12 protein-coding genes are annotated in these 14,597 nt (G+C 62.5%); 8 read left to right on the top strand and 4 right to left on the bottom strand.

Annotated features, from left to right (window positions below; translation table 11 throughout):
• The first annotated feature begins 8 nt into the window (after window positions 1-8).
• The 4 genes from guaD to KRZ98_RS21890 are packed head-to-tail and all read left to right on the top strand — an operon-like array spanning window position 9 to window position 4,133.
• Window positions 9-1,304, top strand: a complete 1,296-nt coding sequence (gene guaD, locus KRZ98_RS21905) for a guanine deaminase (RefSeq protein ID WP_254798776.1) — start codon at window positions 9-11, stop codon at window positions 1,302-1,304.
• Window positions 1,301-2,305, top strand: coding sequence for an adenosine deaminase (locus KRZ98_RS21900; RefSeq protein WP_217675305.1), 1,005 nt, complete (start codon window positions 1,301-1,303; stop codon window positions 2,303-2,305). Before guaD ends, KRZ98_RS21900 begins: the two co-directional genes overlap by 4 nt.
• Window positions 2,302-3,432 carry a nucleoside hydrolase gene (locus KRZ98_RS21895; protein WP_217675304.1) on the top strand — a complete coding sequence of 377 codons (1,131 nt, stop codon included), beginning with the start codon at window positions 2,302-2,304 and terminating at the stop codon, window positions 3,430-3,432. The genes KRZ98_RS21900 and KRZ98_RS21895 overlap by 4 nt, the downstream gene beginning before the upstream one ends.
• 5 nt (window positions 3,433-3,437) lie before the next feature.
• Window positions 3,438-4,133 carry an HAD family hydrolase gene (locus KRZ98_RS21890; protein ID WP_217675303.1) on the top strand — a complete coding sequence of 232 codons (696 nt, stop codon included), beginning with the start codon at window positions 3,438-3,440 and terminating at the stop codon, window positions 4,131-4,133.
• On the opposite strand, the gene KRZ98_RS21885 is transcribed toward KRZ98_RS21890, so the two are convergent.
• The 3 genes from KRZ98_RS21885 to KRZ98_RS21875 all read right to left on the bottom strand — a co-directional run bounded on the left by KRZ98_RS21885 (window position 4,130) and on the right by KRZ98_RS21875 (window position 6,253).
• Window positions 4,130-4,708 (bottom strand): TIGR00730 family Rossman fold protein, encoded by a 579-nt coding sequence (locus KRZ98_RS21885; RefSeq protein ID WP_006950925.1) that lies wholly within the window; start codon window positions 4,706-4,708, stop codon window positions 4,130-4,132. The genes KRZ98_RS21890 and KRZ98_RS21885 overlap by 4 nt on opposite strands.
• Window positions 4,708-5,238, bottom strand: a complete 531-nt coding sequence (locus tag KRZ98_RS21880) for a phosphoribosyltransferase (protein ID WP_217675302.1) — start codon at window positions 5,236-5,238, stop codon at window positions 4,708-4,710. The genes KRZ98_RS21885 and KRZ98_RS21880 overlap by 1 nt, the downstream gene beginning before the upstream one ends.
• A 79-nt stretch (window positions 5,239-5,317) precedes the next feature.
• On the bottom strand, window positions 5,318-6,253 hold the full coding sequence (locus KRZ98_RS21875; protein ID WP_037488592.1) for a LysR family transcriptional regulator: 936 nt from the start codon (window positions 6,251-6,253) through the stop codon (window positions 5,318-5,320).
• Between the two features lie 314 nt (window positions 6,254-6,567).
• On the opposite strand from KRZ98_RS21875, the gene KRZ98_RS21870 reads away from it, so the two are divergent.
• From KRZ98_RS21870 to KRZ98_RS21855, 4 genes are all read left to right on the top strand, one after another.
• Entirely contained in the window at window positions 6,568-9,048 is a 2,481-nt protein-coding gene (locus tag KRZ98_RS21870) for a TonB-dependent siderophore receptor (protein WP_217675301.1), read from the top strand.
• Window positions 9,049-9,111: 63 nt separating this feature from the next.
• Window positions 9,112-10,212: a purine nucleoside permease gene (locus KRZ98_RS21865; RefSeq protein ID WP_217675300.1), complete on the top strand. Its 1,101-nt coding sequence runs from the start codon at window positions 9,112-9,114 to the stop codon at window positions 10,210-10,212.
• A gap of 1 nt (window position 10,213) precedes the next feature.
• Window positions 10,214-11,575, top strand: a complete 1,362-nt coding sequence (locus tag KRZ98_RS21860; RefSeq protein ID WP_217675299.1) for an 8-oxoguanine deaminase — start codon at window positions 10,214-10,216, stop codon at window positions 11,573-11,575.
• An 8-nt stretch (window positions 11,576-11,583) separates the two neighbouring features.
• Window positions 11,584-12,915, top strand: coding sequence for a uracil-xanthine permease family protein (locus KRZ98_RS21855; protein WP_254798775.1), 1,332 nt, complete (start codon window positions 11,584-11,586; stop codon window positions 12,913-12,915).
• Here the strand turns inward: KRZ98_RS21855 and KRZ98_RS21850 are convergent.
• Entirely contained in the window at window positions 12,902-14,416 is a 1,515-nt protein-coding gene (locus KRZ98_RS21850) for an adenosine deaminase (protein ID WP_217675297.1), read from the bottom strand. The two genes, KRZ98_RS21855 and KRZ98_RS21850, sit on opposite strands and share 14 nt — an antisense overlap.
• Between the last annotated feature and the right edge of the window lie 181 nt (window positions 14,417-14,597).

Below are 14,597 nucleotides of genomic sequence, written 5' to 3'. Positions count from 1 at the left end.
AGGGAGGCATGACGATTCATGGCTTTCGCGGCGAACTTCTGTCGGTCTCGCGCGATCCACATCATCATCCCGATGCCATCCGCTACGAACCAGATGGGTTGCTGATGGTAGAGGATGGCATCGTCGTCGCGCGCGGCGACTATATGACACTGGCAGGCCGCTTTCCCGGTCTTGCGATCGAGCATCTCCCCGGCCTGATCGTCCCTGGCTTCATCGACGCCCATGTCCATTATGCGCAGATGGACCATATCGCCTCGCACGGCGAACAATTGCTCGACTGGCTCGATCGCCATATCTTCCCGGCTGAAAAAGCCTTTGCCGACCGCGCCCATGCGGATCGGACGGCGAGCCTGTTTCTGGACGAACTGCTGCGCAACGGCACGACCAGCGCGCTCGTGTTCCCGACCGTCCATGCCCATTCGGTCGATGCCCTGTTCGACGCGGCGCTGGACCGGAACATGCGCATCCTGTCGGGCAAGATATTGATGGATATGGGGCCAGAGGGGCTGGCCGATACGGTCGATAGCGGGCGCAGCGAGAGCGACGCCCTGATCCGCCGCTGGCGTGGCCGTGGTCGGCTCGGCTATGCGGTGACACCCCGCTTTGCCCTCACCTCGTCGGACGCGCAGTTGCAGGTTGCAGGCGCATTGCTGGCCGATCATCCCGACGTGCTGCTGCACACCCATCTGGCTGAAAATCTGCGCGAATGTGCCGCCGTGGCTGACCGCTTTCCTGCGGCACAGGATTATCTCGACGTCTATGACCGCTTCGGTCTGGTCGGCGACCGGTCGGTGTTCGCGCATGGCGTCCATTTGTCCGACCGCGCCTGTGCCCGCCTGGCCCAAAGCGGGGCGGGGATAGCCGTCTGCCCCAGTTCCAACCTGTTTCTGGGATCAGGCTTTTTCGATTTTGGGCAGGCCGACGCCCATGGCGTCCGCATCGGCCTTGGCACCGATGTCGGCGCAGGTACCTCCTTCTCGCTGCTCCATACCGCAGGGCTGGCCTATCAGGCAGCCCTGTCGCGCCATGATCCGCTCGATCCCTTCCGCGCCCTCTATCTCGCGACAGCGGGCGGCGCTGCGCTGCTCCACATTGACGACAGGGTCGGCGGTCTGGAACCGGGGCAGGAGGCTGATTTCGTCCTGCTCGACTGTGCAGCGACCCCGCTGCTGGCGCGGCGCACGGAAAATGCAACGCTTGCCGACCGTCTCTTCGCGCTGCAAATCCTCGGCGACGACCGCGTCATCGCGCGGACCTATATTTTGGGCCAATGCGCCTGGGACCGACAAGGCACAGCATCATGACCGATCTCGACAGCTTCATCCGCGCCCTGCCCAAGGCCGAACTCCATCTCCATATTGAGGGTAGTCTGGAGCCGGAACTGATGTTCGCCCTTGCCGAACGCAATGGCGTCGCCATCCCCTATGCCAGTGTGGAGGATGTTCGCGCCGCCTACGCCTTTGGTAACTTGCAGGATTTTCTCGACATTTATTATGCCGGGGCGGACGTGCTGCGGACCAGCCAAGATTTCCACGATCTCGCCGCCGCTTACTTCGATCGGGCGACGGCCGACGGCGTCGTTCATGCCGAACTCATGTTCGATCCGCAGACCCATACCGATCGTGGCATTCCCTTTGCCATGGTCGTCGAAGGACTGCTCTCGGCCATGGCCGATGCACAAGCACGCCACGGCATCAGCAGCGCGCTCATCCTCTCCTTCCTGCGCCATCTGAGCGAAGAGGCGGCGTTCGCGACGCTGGCCGCCGCCGACCCCTGGCTCGACCGGATCGCCGCCGTCGGCCTAGATTCCTCCGAAAACGGCCATCCGCCCGAAAAATTCGCCCGCGTTTTCGCTGCCGCCGCCGCCAAAGGTCTCCGCCTGACTGCCCATGCCGGCGAGGAAGGACCACCCGCCTATGTCTATCAGGCGCTCGACCTGCTCCATGTCGATCGCATCGACCATGGCAACCGCGCGCTGGAGGATGATGCGCTGGTCGACCGGCTGGTGCGGGAGGGGATGACGCTCACCGTCTGCCCGCTCTCCAACCTCAAATTGTGCGTGGTTCCCGATCTGGCCGACCATCCGATCGACCGGATGCTGGACCTTGGCTTGCGCGCCACGATCAATTCCGACGATCCCGCCTATTTCGGCGGCTATATCGCCGACAATTATCGCGCAGCGGCAGCGGCGCGCGGCCTCACCAGGGCGCAACTCGTCCAACTCGCCCGCAACAGCTTCATCGGCTCCTTCCTGCCAGCCGACGCCATCGCCGCCCATCTCGAACGACTGGACGCCCATCTATGAGGCTGCTTGCCACGCTCTTCGCGCTGCTCCTGACCATCGGCCTCGCCCATGCCGATACGCCCCGGCGCAAGGTCATCATCGACGATGAGGGCTTTGCGCTCATGCACCTCATGCTGCTGGAGGCGCCGGACGTCGACGTACTGGGCATCACCACCGTATCGGGCAACGCCTGGGCCAATCGCGCTACCGCTATGGCCCTGCGCGGGCTGGAAATCGCCCACCGCACCGACGTGCCGGTCGTGCAGGGTGCAACCTATCCACTGCTCAACTCGGAAGTCCTGACCGATCGCTGGGAAGCCCTCTACGGTAAGCTGACGTGGAAGGGGGCGTGGATGAAGCAGTGGGTCGAACCGACCCAGCAAAGTACGCCGCCCTATTTCGGCCCGAACGATCCGGTCGATTTGCCCGAAGGCAATCCGACGACCAGGGCACGCGACGAGATCGCCGCCAATTTCCTGATCCGCATGGTCCGCCAATATCCCGGCGAAGTGACAATCATCGCCGCCGGGCCGCTCACCAATCTTGCGCTTGCCCAGCGGCTCGATCCTGCCTTTGCCAGCCTGGCGAAGCAACTCGTCTATATGGGCGGCTCGCTCAATCCCCGGCAAGCGCTCGACAATCGCGCCGCCGCCGATTTCGCCCGCGAATTCGTCAACACGCCGCGCCGCGAATTCAACATCCGTTTCGACCCCGAAGCCGCCAGCATCGTCGCGCGCAGCCCGTGGAAGGCGATCACCGTCGTCCCGGTCGATCCCTCGACCGGCACCCAGCGCAGCAAGGCTCTGCTCGACCGCATGGCAAAATCCGCCAGCCCCGACCTTGCCAGCTTCATCGCCGCGCTGGAACCCGGCTTCCCGTTGTGGGACGAGATTGCGGCGGGCGTCTGGCTCGACCCGACCCTCGTGACCGACCAGCAGACGCTCTATGTCGATTATAACAGCCAGTTCGGCCCCGGCTATGGCGACATGCTCTCCTGGTTCGCGCCCTATCGCCCCGGCCTTGGCGAGCAGCCCGCCACCGTTATCCGCACGATCGACGCCACCCGGCTGGAAGCCCTGATGGTCCGCCTGATGGCCAATTGTCAAAAAAATCACCGTCGCCACCCAGTCGATCCGACGCTAAAGTAGGCGCCATGACGATCAAGCTTATCTGCCTCGATGCGGACGACACGCTCTGGCACAATATGCGGCATTTCAATGCGACCGAAGAGGCGCTGGTGGCCATGCTCCAGCCTTTCGCCGACGCCCATATCGCCCGCGATACGCTTAATGCCTGCGAAGGGCGCAATCTCAAACTTTATGGCTATGGTGCCAAGGGTTTCATTTTGTCGATGATCGAGACGGCGACTGAGCTGGCCGGGGATCACATATCCAAATCGATGATCGAGGAAATATTGGCGGCCGGGCGCGCACTGCTGGCGCATCCCGTCGATCTGTTCGATAATGTCGCCGACACGCTTGATGCTCTCGCCCATAGAGGGCGGCTCGTTCTGGTGACCAAGGGCGATTTGCTGCACCAGGAATCTAAACTGGCGGCCTCCGGCCTGGGCGATCTGTTCAGCGGCATCGAAATCGTCAGCGACAAGACCGAAAACATCTTCCGCCGCGTGTTCGACCAATATGGCGTTTCCGCCCACGAAGCCATCATGGCGGGCGACTCAATGCGATCGGACATCCGCCCCGCGCTGGAGGCGGGTGCCTGGGCCGCGTATATCCCGCAGGAAGGTGCCTGGGTCCATGAAATCGCCGACCCCCCGTCGGACCATCCCCGCTTCCGCCAGATCGACCGCCTTGCAGAGCTGCCGGACCTCATCGATACGATCGGTTAAAGATCGTCCGCGCCCAGCCAATGCTCGGTCTGTGGCGGCAGATATTGCGCCATGCGGTCCAGCAATATGTCCGGGTCGTTGTCGATTAGCAGCATCGCCCGGTGCCGGGGCTGGAGGAAGCCTTCGGCCACAACCGAATCGATGAAGGTCGACATCGGCGTGTAAAATCCGTTGACGTTGAGCAGTCCGCACGGCTTTTCATGATAGCCAAGCTGCGACCAGCACCAGGCCTCGAATATCTCCTCCAGCGTCCCGATGCCGCCCGGCAGGCACAGGAAGCCATCGGCAAATTTGGCCATCATCGCCTTGCGCTCATGCATGGTCTTGACGACATGCAGTTGCGTGATGCCCGGATGGTCATGTTCGCGCGCGCGCAGCGCTTCGGGAATGACGCCGATCACTTCGCCGCCCGCCGCGCAGACCGTGTCGGCGATCACGCCCATCAGCCCTACAGTCCCGCCGCCATAGACCAGACCGATGCCACGCTCCGCCAGCAGCCTGCCGACCCGTTCGGCGGCTTCACGATAGACAGGGGAATGGCCGGGCGAGGAACCGAGATAGACGCAGATCCGCATCAGGCGAGCCGCTCAGGCACGGACAGCGCCTCTTCGACAATGGTGCCCTTGGCACCCACCGCTTCCCAGGGGAAAACGAACCAGCGCTTGTCCTCGTCCCGGTCGATGATTTGCGCCCAATAGTCCACCGCCACGCGCGACCGGCTGTTGGTGATGATGACGGCAAAGCGCAGATTGTCGCCATTACAGCCATTGTCCGCCAGCAACCGCCGGACATAATCGATCGTCCCGCCACTGTCGTTGATGTCGTCGATGAACAGCAGCCGCAGGCCCGCCGCGCTCTTGGCCGCGACCTTGGCCAGCAGCTCGTCGGCAAAGCCCGGCACTTTGGAACTATGGTCGATCGAGAGCATCGGCAGCTCGGTCTGATGCGAGATATAGACGGCCGGGACCAGCCCGCCGCGCCCGATGCCTATAACGAAATCAGGCGTCCAGTCGCCCTGTTCAATCTGCCGCGCCAGCATTTGCACGTCGGCGACAAAAGCATCGTTGGAGATATAGTGGAGCACAGGCTCGGCAGTATGGCTCATGACAGGGAGGTCCGTTGACGGTCGGGAAAGACTGTCCGTTATCGGGTCTGCACGCATTGGGCAATCGGCTGAAAGGCGCTTATGCCACGGCGGGACCGTCGATCGATATCGGATAGCTCAGTTGCGGGAAGCCATTTTCAATTTCCTGCAACACGATCCCCGCCGCATAGGATGGCGTGCGCGCCGATGCGGTGCAGAGCGCCAGCGTCATTGGCCGCAATATCGGGTCGGAAATCTTGGTGAAGGACAAGAGGCCGCGCCGCACCTCGGTAATCACGTCGAGCGAAGTCAGCACGCCGATGCCCACGCCCTGGGTGACGAGCGACGTGATCATCTGGATATTGTCCGATGACACCGCCCGGTCGATCACAACCCCGGTCGTCCCCTCCAGCACCGCAATCTGCTCATAGACCGCCAACGGTTCGGCCGGCACGATCAGCCTGGATCCAACACAACTGGAAAAGCGCGCTTCCCTCTTGGCTCCCAGCGGATGGCCGGTCGGCGTGACGAAGCCCAGCACGACCTCCACGAAGGACCGCACCGCCAGGTCGCGCACCGTCTGCGGCTCAAAGAATATGCCGAAATCCACCTCGCCGCGCACCGTTGCCAGCCGTGCGGCATCATTTTCCAGCACCCGCACGCCGATGGTGATGCCGGGATATTTGCTCTGGAGCGCCTGGATCGCGGCGGGAACATAGCCCTTCGCCAGCGCGTCGATGACAGCGATATCGACATGCCCGCGTTTCAACCCGCGCAGATCCTCTATCTGCGCACGGACATCGGCCATATTCTTCTGCCATTTGCTGCCAGCGGCCATCATGATTTCACCCGCTGCCGTCAGGCGCAGGCCGGTCGGCAACCGCTCAAACAGGGGCATCCCCAGATTGGCTTCTACGTTCAGAATCTGCCGATCGATCGCGGAAGCCGACACGTTCAACTCATCGGCCGCGCGCCGGATCGACCCCAATCGGCCTACCGCTATGAAATAACGCAAGAAACGTGAAAGCGCCGGCATACCCACCCTATTTTTTGCAACACTGCGTCGAATTCATTGCATTTGATCGCACCACGTCAAGCCCCTAGTTGCAATGCACACCACATCGCCTGTCGGCGACAGGGGGGAATCAGGGCTGTGCGTGTTGCAGCGCACCGTTGCCAGAAGGGCCAACGCCTTAGGTCCGTCCGGCCCCGGCATACGCCTGTCGCGGAGACATGGCTGGAATTTCTCAATGAAATCCAGCCGCCAGCAAAAATGGAGAGGAACAGGGAGCTTTAACAGCAGGGCGATCAATATGTGCCGCCCTGTTTCAAATGGGGGGTATCTTATTCATGGCAAACATTAACCGCTTGCAGGACACGCACGACATCACGCCGCATCTAGGTCGTCGCGGCCGCCATTTCGGCATGATGGCTGCTGGCTTGCTGGCGTGCACTGCGCTGACCACACCGGTCTGGGCACAGGATGGGGCGCCTGTCGACGCACCCGCGCCGGGCGATGAAATCATTGTGACCGGCGCGCTCAATGCGCTGCCGGACAAGGATGTCGGATCGATCTTCGGCTTTGCCAAGACGCTGGTGGAAACGCCCCGTTCGGCCTCGACCGTCAGCAGCGAGCAGATTGAGCGCTTCGGCATCACCGACATCTACGATCTCGTCGCCCAGGCACCGGGCACCTTCACCAACAGCTTTTTTGGCGTCGGCGGCGCGCTCGACATTCGCGGCACGCCCGGCGAAGTCTATTTCCGCGGTGTCCGTCGGCTCGACAATCCTGGCAACTATCCCACGCCCATCGGCGCATCGGACCGGATCGACATTGTCCGTGGCCCGGCCTCGCCAATCTACGGCCCGTCCAAGACCGGCGGCTATATGAACTTCGTGCCGAAATCCGCGCGCGTGAAGGATGGCTCGCTGCTGACCGGGCCGGAGGGTGAGTTGAGCTACACGATCGGCAGCTGGAACCGCAATGTGCTCAAGGCCGAACTGCGCGGCCCTGCAAAGATCGGCACGGCCGAATTTGGCTACAGCCTCTATGCCGAGGTCGAGGATAGCGGTAGCTATTATGACAATATGTCGACCAACCAGACGATCCTGCAGGCCGCATTCGACAGCCAGATCACTGACAATTTCCGTATCGAATTTGGCGGCATGTACCAGAAATATTCCGGCCAGCAAAATGGCGGATGGAACCGCCTGACCCAGGCGTTGGTCGACAACGGCACCTATATCACCGGATCGGCCCAGCCGGTCGACGCTAATGGCGATGGTCAGTTGTCGCAGCAGGAATTCAGCGCGATCGGCGATTTCAACCCATTTGGTTCCTTCGGCTGCGGCGGCGGCAGCGTTTTTGCCAATGCGTCCAACAATGACGCCTGTTATGCGACCAACTATCCCTGGCTCGGTCTGACCAATGTCGGCACGACCAAGCTCAGCCGCAGGAAGGTGCTGACCGGCAAGAATGATCTGCTGGTGAACAAGGCCAAGACCGCCTATTTCGACATGATCTTCAACGCCGATAGCGGACTGGAGATCAAGAACCAGTTTTTCTATGACGGCATCGATAATGATAACGAAAATAGTTACGGCTTTTCCCAGTTCCATAAAAGCTGGGTGATCGAGGACAAGATTGTCATCTCGAAAAGCTTTGATAGCAGTGCGGGCAAATTCTCCTTCCAGGTGTCGCCCTCGGTTCGCTACACCAAGTTCCTGCACGGCGATGATTTCAACTTTGAATATTTCCATCGCGTCGATCTGACCAAGGGTTATGACGCGCTGTCTGATCGCCTGCTTTCCACCGAATGCGACTGCGATTATTCCAACTATTTGAAGGGCCATTATACCGATTATGGCTTTGCGGGTCTGGCCGATCTCGACTTCAACTTCGGCCTCGGCATCATATTGGGTGCCCGATATGATGATATCAGCGTCGATTCCAGCTTCATCCCTACAAAGATGAACAACCTGCCCGCCGTCACCTCTGCCAAGGGCAGCAAGGGCGGCTGGTCCTGGACGGCGAGCGCTTCCTACAAAATGCCCTTTGGCCTGATCCCCTATGCCACCGCTTCACGCCAGTCGACGGTGATTGCTGGCCAGGGTTCGGAAATCGATGCTGGCACGGTGGCCGCCAACGGCTTCATCACCGCCTCCAAAATGGTTGAAGGCGGCATCAAGGGCAGCTGGCTTGGCGGTCAGCTCTATGCTGCGCTGTCGGTGTACCAGCAGGAACGTACCGATCACAATATCCAGTCCTCCACGGTCAACCAGTCGGTGCAGACCAAGGGGCTGGAGGCGGAATTCCGCTGGTCGGTTGATCGCCATTTCCTGATTACAGGCGCCTACACCAAGACGAAGGTCGTCAACCTGACCTTCCTCGACAGCGGTACTGCATTCAGCTTCCTGGGCTATGAGGATCTGAAAGCCAGTCTGACGGACCCGTCGCTGATCTTTGGCGGCCAGCCGGGCGCATTGCTGCCGATTGGCAGCAAGAATGATGCGCGTCGTGCCGGTATCCCCGAAAATCTCTACTCGCTGACCGGCACCTATTCCTTCGATAGCGGCCTTGCGCTCAGCGCCAGCGTCGTGAAGGTGGACTCGGTATTTTCTGGCCAGTCGCAGGCGGTGAAGCTGCCGGGCTATGCGCTGGTCGATCTGGGCGCATCCTATCAGCTGGACAATTGGCTGTTCCGCCTTGTCGTCAAGAATGCGACCAACGAAAAATATTTCCGCGCCAACTTCACGGAATTGTTCGGCAGCACCATCGTCCTGCCCGAACGGCCGCGCAGCTTCCAGGCGACCGTATCGTATAAATTCTGATGTCTGTGGAAGGCGCCGGGCAACCGGTGCCTTCCTTTCTCGATCGGTTATAAGGGACGTTCCATGCGCCTCCTGTCTTATGTCGCGACACTGGCGAGTGCGACCCTGTTTTCCATGGCACCGGTCACGGCTAGCGCCGCGACGCCATCGGGTGTCGAGGATTGTTTGCCCGGCAAAGCCTGTTCCCATCCCCTGCCGGTTCGTGTCGTCATCGTGTCGCTGTTTGAAATTGGCGAGGATAGCGGCGACAAGCCCGGCGAATTTCAGTTGTGGAAGGAGCGGCGGCATCTCGATACCCGCATCCCTTTCCCTCAGTCCCACCACGATCTCTATTATAATCCCGACAGCCAGATTTTGGGCGTGGTCACCGGCATGGGCAATATCAAGTCGGCGACTGCGACCATGGCGCTGGGTCTCGACCAGCGGTTCGACCTGTCCCATGCCTATTGGCTTGTGGCGGGCATTGCGGGCATAGACCCGCAGGATGCCTCGATCGGATCGGCCGCCTGGGCGCGCTATCTGGTCGATGGCGACCTGGCGCATGAAATAGATGCGCGGGAAATCCCGGCCGACTGGAACAGCGGCTATTTTCCCCTGCACAGCAAAGGCCCCAACGATCCCAGCCCGCCGGTCGGGCAGGGCGAGATATTCGAGATCAACCCCGCCTTGCGCGACTGGGCCTATGACCTGACCAAGGACATGGTCCTGCCCGACGATCCTTCGATCCGCAAGGAACGCGCCCGCTTCACCAACCATCCGATGGCGCAACGCCCGCCCTTCGTGCTGAAGGGCGATCAGCTGGCGGCGATGACCTTCTGGCATGGCGCGCGGATGACCGACTGGGCCAATGACTGGGTCAATTATTGGACGCAGGGGAAGGGCGAATTCGTCACCTCCGCGATGGAGGAAACCGGCACCTATCAATCGATCGTCTATCTCGACAAGATCGGCCGGGTGGACAAGGATCGCTTCATGGTGCTGCGCGCGGGCAGCAACTTCACCATGCCGCCGCCCGGCGACACAGCTGCCCATTATCTGCTGACCGAAAATGAAGGCTATGCCGGCATGAATGCGGCGCTCGAAAGCCTCTATCTGGTCGGATCGAAGGTCGTGGACGAACTGGTCAGCCATTGGGATCGCTACGAAAAGACCGTGCCTCAATAGCATGGTGCTTACCGTCATCCGCAACGCCGACATCCTTGCCTGCATGGATGATCCCCGGCGGGAAATTGCCGACGGGGCCGTCGCCTTCAGGGATGGGGTCATATTGGCGGTCGGGACAACGGCGGAGCTGGCCTCTTCGCTGGCCGAGGCCGACGAGGTGGTTGACGCGCGCGGCTGTGTCGTCACGCCCGGCCTCGTCAACACCCATCATCATCTCTACCAGTCGCTGACCCGATCATTGCCCGGCGCAATCAACGCCTCGCTGTTCGACTGGCTCAAGCGCCTCTATCCGATCTGGGCGCAATATCGGCCCGATGATGTGTTCGCCGCGACCCAGCTTGGCCTTGCCGAACTGGCGCTGTCGGGCTGCACCCTGACCTCCGATCATCTCTACCTCTTCCCCAATGGCGTGACGCTCGATGACACGATCGCCGCCGCGCAGGGCATCGGCATCCGCTTCCATCCCACGCGCGGCGCGATGAGCGTGGGGGAAAGCGACGGTGGCTTGCCGCCCGACAGTCTGGTCGAGGATGAGCGCGCGATTCTGAATGACACGATCCGCGTGATCGACCGTTTCCATGACGCGGGGGAGGGGGCCATGGTCCGCGTCGGCGTGGCCCCCTGTTCGCCCTTTTCGGTCAGCCAGGGGCTGATGCGCGACGCCGCATTGCTCGCCCGCGACAAGGGGGTGATGCTGCACACCCATCTGGCCGAGGATGCTGATGACGTCGCCTTCTCGCTCGAGCGCTTCGGCTGTCGCCCCGGCGATTATGCCGAAAGTCTGGGCTGGGTTGGTCCCGACGTCTGGCATGCCCATTGTGTCCAGCTCGATGTCCGCGAAATCGCCCTGTTCGCCCGGACCGGCACCGGCATCGCTCACTGCCCCTGCTCCAATTGCCGCCTTGGCTCCGGCATCGCCCCGCTCAAATCGATGTTTGAACAGGGCGTATCGCTCGGCCTTGGCGTCGATGGCTCGGCCTCCAGCGACAGCGGCAACCTGCTGCTGGAAGCGCGGCAGGCAGTGCTGCTCCAGCGCGCGATCGGCGGCCCAGCCGCCTTCGATCCGCGTGACGCGCTGTACATCGCCACGCGCGGCGGGGCAGAGATGCTGGGCCGCCACGACTGCGGCTCGATCGAGGCGGGAAAACGCGCGGATATCGTCCTGTGGGACGGTATGAACTTCGCCTCCATGGGCGCGTGGGACAAGGTTGCGGGCCTGATCCTCAGTCCGCCCACGGGCGCGCGCAATGTGTTCGTCGAAGGCCGCGCAGTGGTGCGCGACGGGCAACTGGTGCAGGCCGATCGCACGACCATCCTGCAAGCCGCCGAGCGCTCGCTCACCCGTCTGATGAGTCTCGCCTGATGTCTCCCATGACGGCGGAGCAAGCCCGCGATCCCGATCATTTCCCCGGCCTGGCCGTCGCGATTCCCCTGGGCGTCCAGCACGTCCTGGCGATGTTCGTCAGCAATCTGACCCCGGCGATCATCGTCGCGGGCGCGGCCGGTTTCGGCTTCGGATCGCCAGACCCAGCACCCATGATCTACATGATCCAGATGGCGATGCTGTTCGCTGGCATCGCCACGCTGATGCAGACGATCGGCATTGGCCCGGTCGGCGCGCGCCTGCCAATCGTGCAGGGTACCAGCTTTGCTTTCCTGCCGGTGATGATCCCGATCGTCGCGGGGCAGGGGGTGGCAGCCATGGCACAGCTGACCACCGCTGCCGTTATCGGCGGCCTGTTCCACGCCTGCGTCAGCAGCTGCATCGGCCGCATCCGCTTCGCCCTGCCGCCGATGGTCACGGGGCTGGTCGTGCTGATGATCGGCCTGTCGCTGATGCGCGTCGGGGTGCAATATGCTGCCGGTGGCGTCGCGGCGCAGGGCACGCCCGCCTATGGCGCGGGGACGAGCTGGATGCTGGCGGGCATCGTCGTCGTCGTGACGCTGGGCCTCAGCTTTTACGGGCGCGGGCTATGGTCGACCGCCTCGGTGCTGCTGGGTCTGCTAGCGGGTTACGGCGTTGCGGCAGCGATGGGGCGGGTGTCGCTTGCCCCGGTCGCGGCAGCAGGATGGGTGATGGTGCCGCAGCCCTTCCATTTCGGCTTTGCGGTATCCTTCCCGGCGATCCTGGGCTTCTGCCTGATGGGGTTTATCTCCGCGATCGAATCGATCGGCGCGGTGTCGGCCATCTGCGAAGGCGGCGCTGGACGCCCGGCCACCGATCGCGAACTCATCGGCGCGACCAGTGCGGACGGCCTTGGCACCGCGCTGGCGGGCATGTTCGGCGCGATGCCCAACACCTCCTTCAGCCAGAATGTCGGGCTGATCGCGATCACCGGTATCATGAGTCGCCATATCGTGACGATCGGCGCGCTGTTCCTCATCCTGTGCGGCTTTGCGCCCAAGATCGGCGCGCTCATCACCACCATCCCGATCGACGTACTGGGCGGCGGGGTGATCGTGATGTTCGGCATGGTCGCGTCTGCCGCGCTGTCGATCCTGTCGGGCGTCGCATGGACCCAGCGCAACATGCTGATCTTCGGCGTGGCCCTGTCGATCGGCATCGGGCTTGAACTGGAGCCGGACGCCGTATCGCACCTGCCCGGAACGCTGCGCATCATCCTGACATCAGGCGTCCTGCCTGCTGCACTGGTGGCGGTGATCCTGAACCTTGCCGTGCCCGACTGGGTCAGCGCGGCATAGCTTCAAAGGCCTGGAGGTCGCGCTCCAGCCGGGCTTGCGCCGCCGCCTTGGGACTTGCCGCCAGCCAGGCGCTGCACCCCAGCGCGTCCATTACGATGCACGCCGCAACCCGCGCACCGCCCGGCTTGTCCTGCCACAGACTCTCGCCTTGCAGGAAACTGTAATGCAACCCGTTGCGCACGATCTGCTTGAGGTCCGCGTAGCGCAGCCCCTGTTCGGTGACGGCGCGGAGATATTCGTTGGTCATGTCACTGCGCGACACGCCCTCATCGTCGGTCGACAACACCACCGGCACGCCCGCTTCCCGATACAGCGACAGCGGATGATCGCTGCCCTTCACCCCCAATATGACGGCATTGCTGGTCAGGTTGATCTCCACCGCCACCTGATCGCGCGCCATCCGTGCCAGCAGCGCGGGTGCGTCGCTCTCATAGGCGATGTCGATGCCATGGCCGATCCGCCGCGCGCCTGCGATCTGCACCGCATCGCGAATATGAAAGCTCAGGTCGCGCGATGGGACGAGGCCCAGCGTCAGTTCGCCTGCATGAAGCGACAGTTGCACCTTGGGATGCCGCGCCTTGAGGAAAGCGATCATCTGCATATGCAGCGCATAATCGCGCACCGCGACAGGATCATGCTCCGGTGCGGCGATATTGACGCCGACAAAGCGCGGATCGGCCTCGACCAGTGCAAAGCCAAACGCCAGTTGCGCGAACACCTGCGCAGGCGGGCTGGTGCGGATCGCGGTGTAGAGATAGCGCATTTCCACGCCGCAGGCGGGTTTCGGATTGGCCGTCCGGCACCTGTCGATCGCCGCGCCCTGCGCATCATAGCCGTCATAGTCAGCCTTTGCGCTCGCAACGGCGTCCGGCAATAGTGGCTCAATCTTCGCGTATAACGCGGCCAAATCGCTGGCGTCGGCATCGGCCATCTTCATGCCCAGCACCCAGCCCGCGCGCGCGCCGCTGCCCAGTTCAACATAGGACAGATGGTCCGCCGCCGCCTGCTGCCGGGTCAGCGCCATGGCTTCGCCGACATGGCGGCTATAGGCCGGGCCGAACGCATCGAAGGTCGCAAAGAAACGGTCATAACCCGACACCGTCGGATCACCCACGCCCGCCTCGAACCCGCGCGTGGAAAAAGCGTCGATCGCGCGCGAATAATGAGGATATGCCTTCTCCAGCCCTGCCGCTGAAATGCGCCCCGGCGCGGTGCAGGGCGGATCGACAATATGATGCGTATCGGTCGTTATGCAAAGGCCATCGGCCGCCGCCCAGCGCAGATAATCCTCGGCGAAATTGGCCCCGCCCGCATGATTGTGCAGGTCGCCGCCCTTGGGCATTGCCTGCAGGAAGATGCGCAGCCGCGGACTGCTGCCCGCAATCCGGTCCAGATAGGCGGCGGTGCGCGCTTCGTTGGACACAGGGGCGGCGGGCGTCCGCGCCATGACCGGCCCGGCGCTTAGCATCAGCGCCACCAACAGTGCAGCCACCCGCGTCATATAGATCCCCCGTTTCGCGGTCCTTCTGGCGACGACGCCTGCAATGTTCAATGACGATATTGTGGACGTCCCGTTGCGAAAATCAGAGCGCTCTGACGTACGGGGCGGCTCACCGGGGTGGCCTAATTTTGCGATTCCGCCGTTCCGTTAACGGCAATGGACGCAAGGCGGAATCCGCCAT

It is taken from the genome of Sphingobium sp. AS12 (assembly GCF_019097845.1).
Taxonomy (GTDB): domain Bacteria; phylum Pseudomonadota; class Alphaproteobacteria; order Sphingomonadales; family Sphingomonadaceae; genus Sphingobium.
The sequence above is the reverse complement of the archived record's forward strand: the minus strand, read 5'-3'. Positions and strand labels throughout refer to the sequence as shown.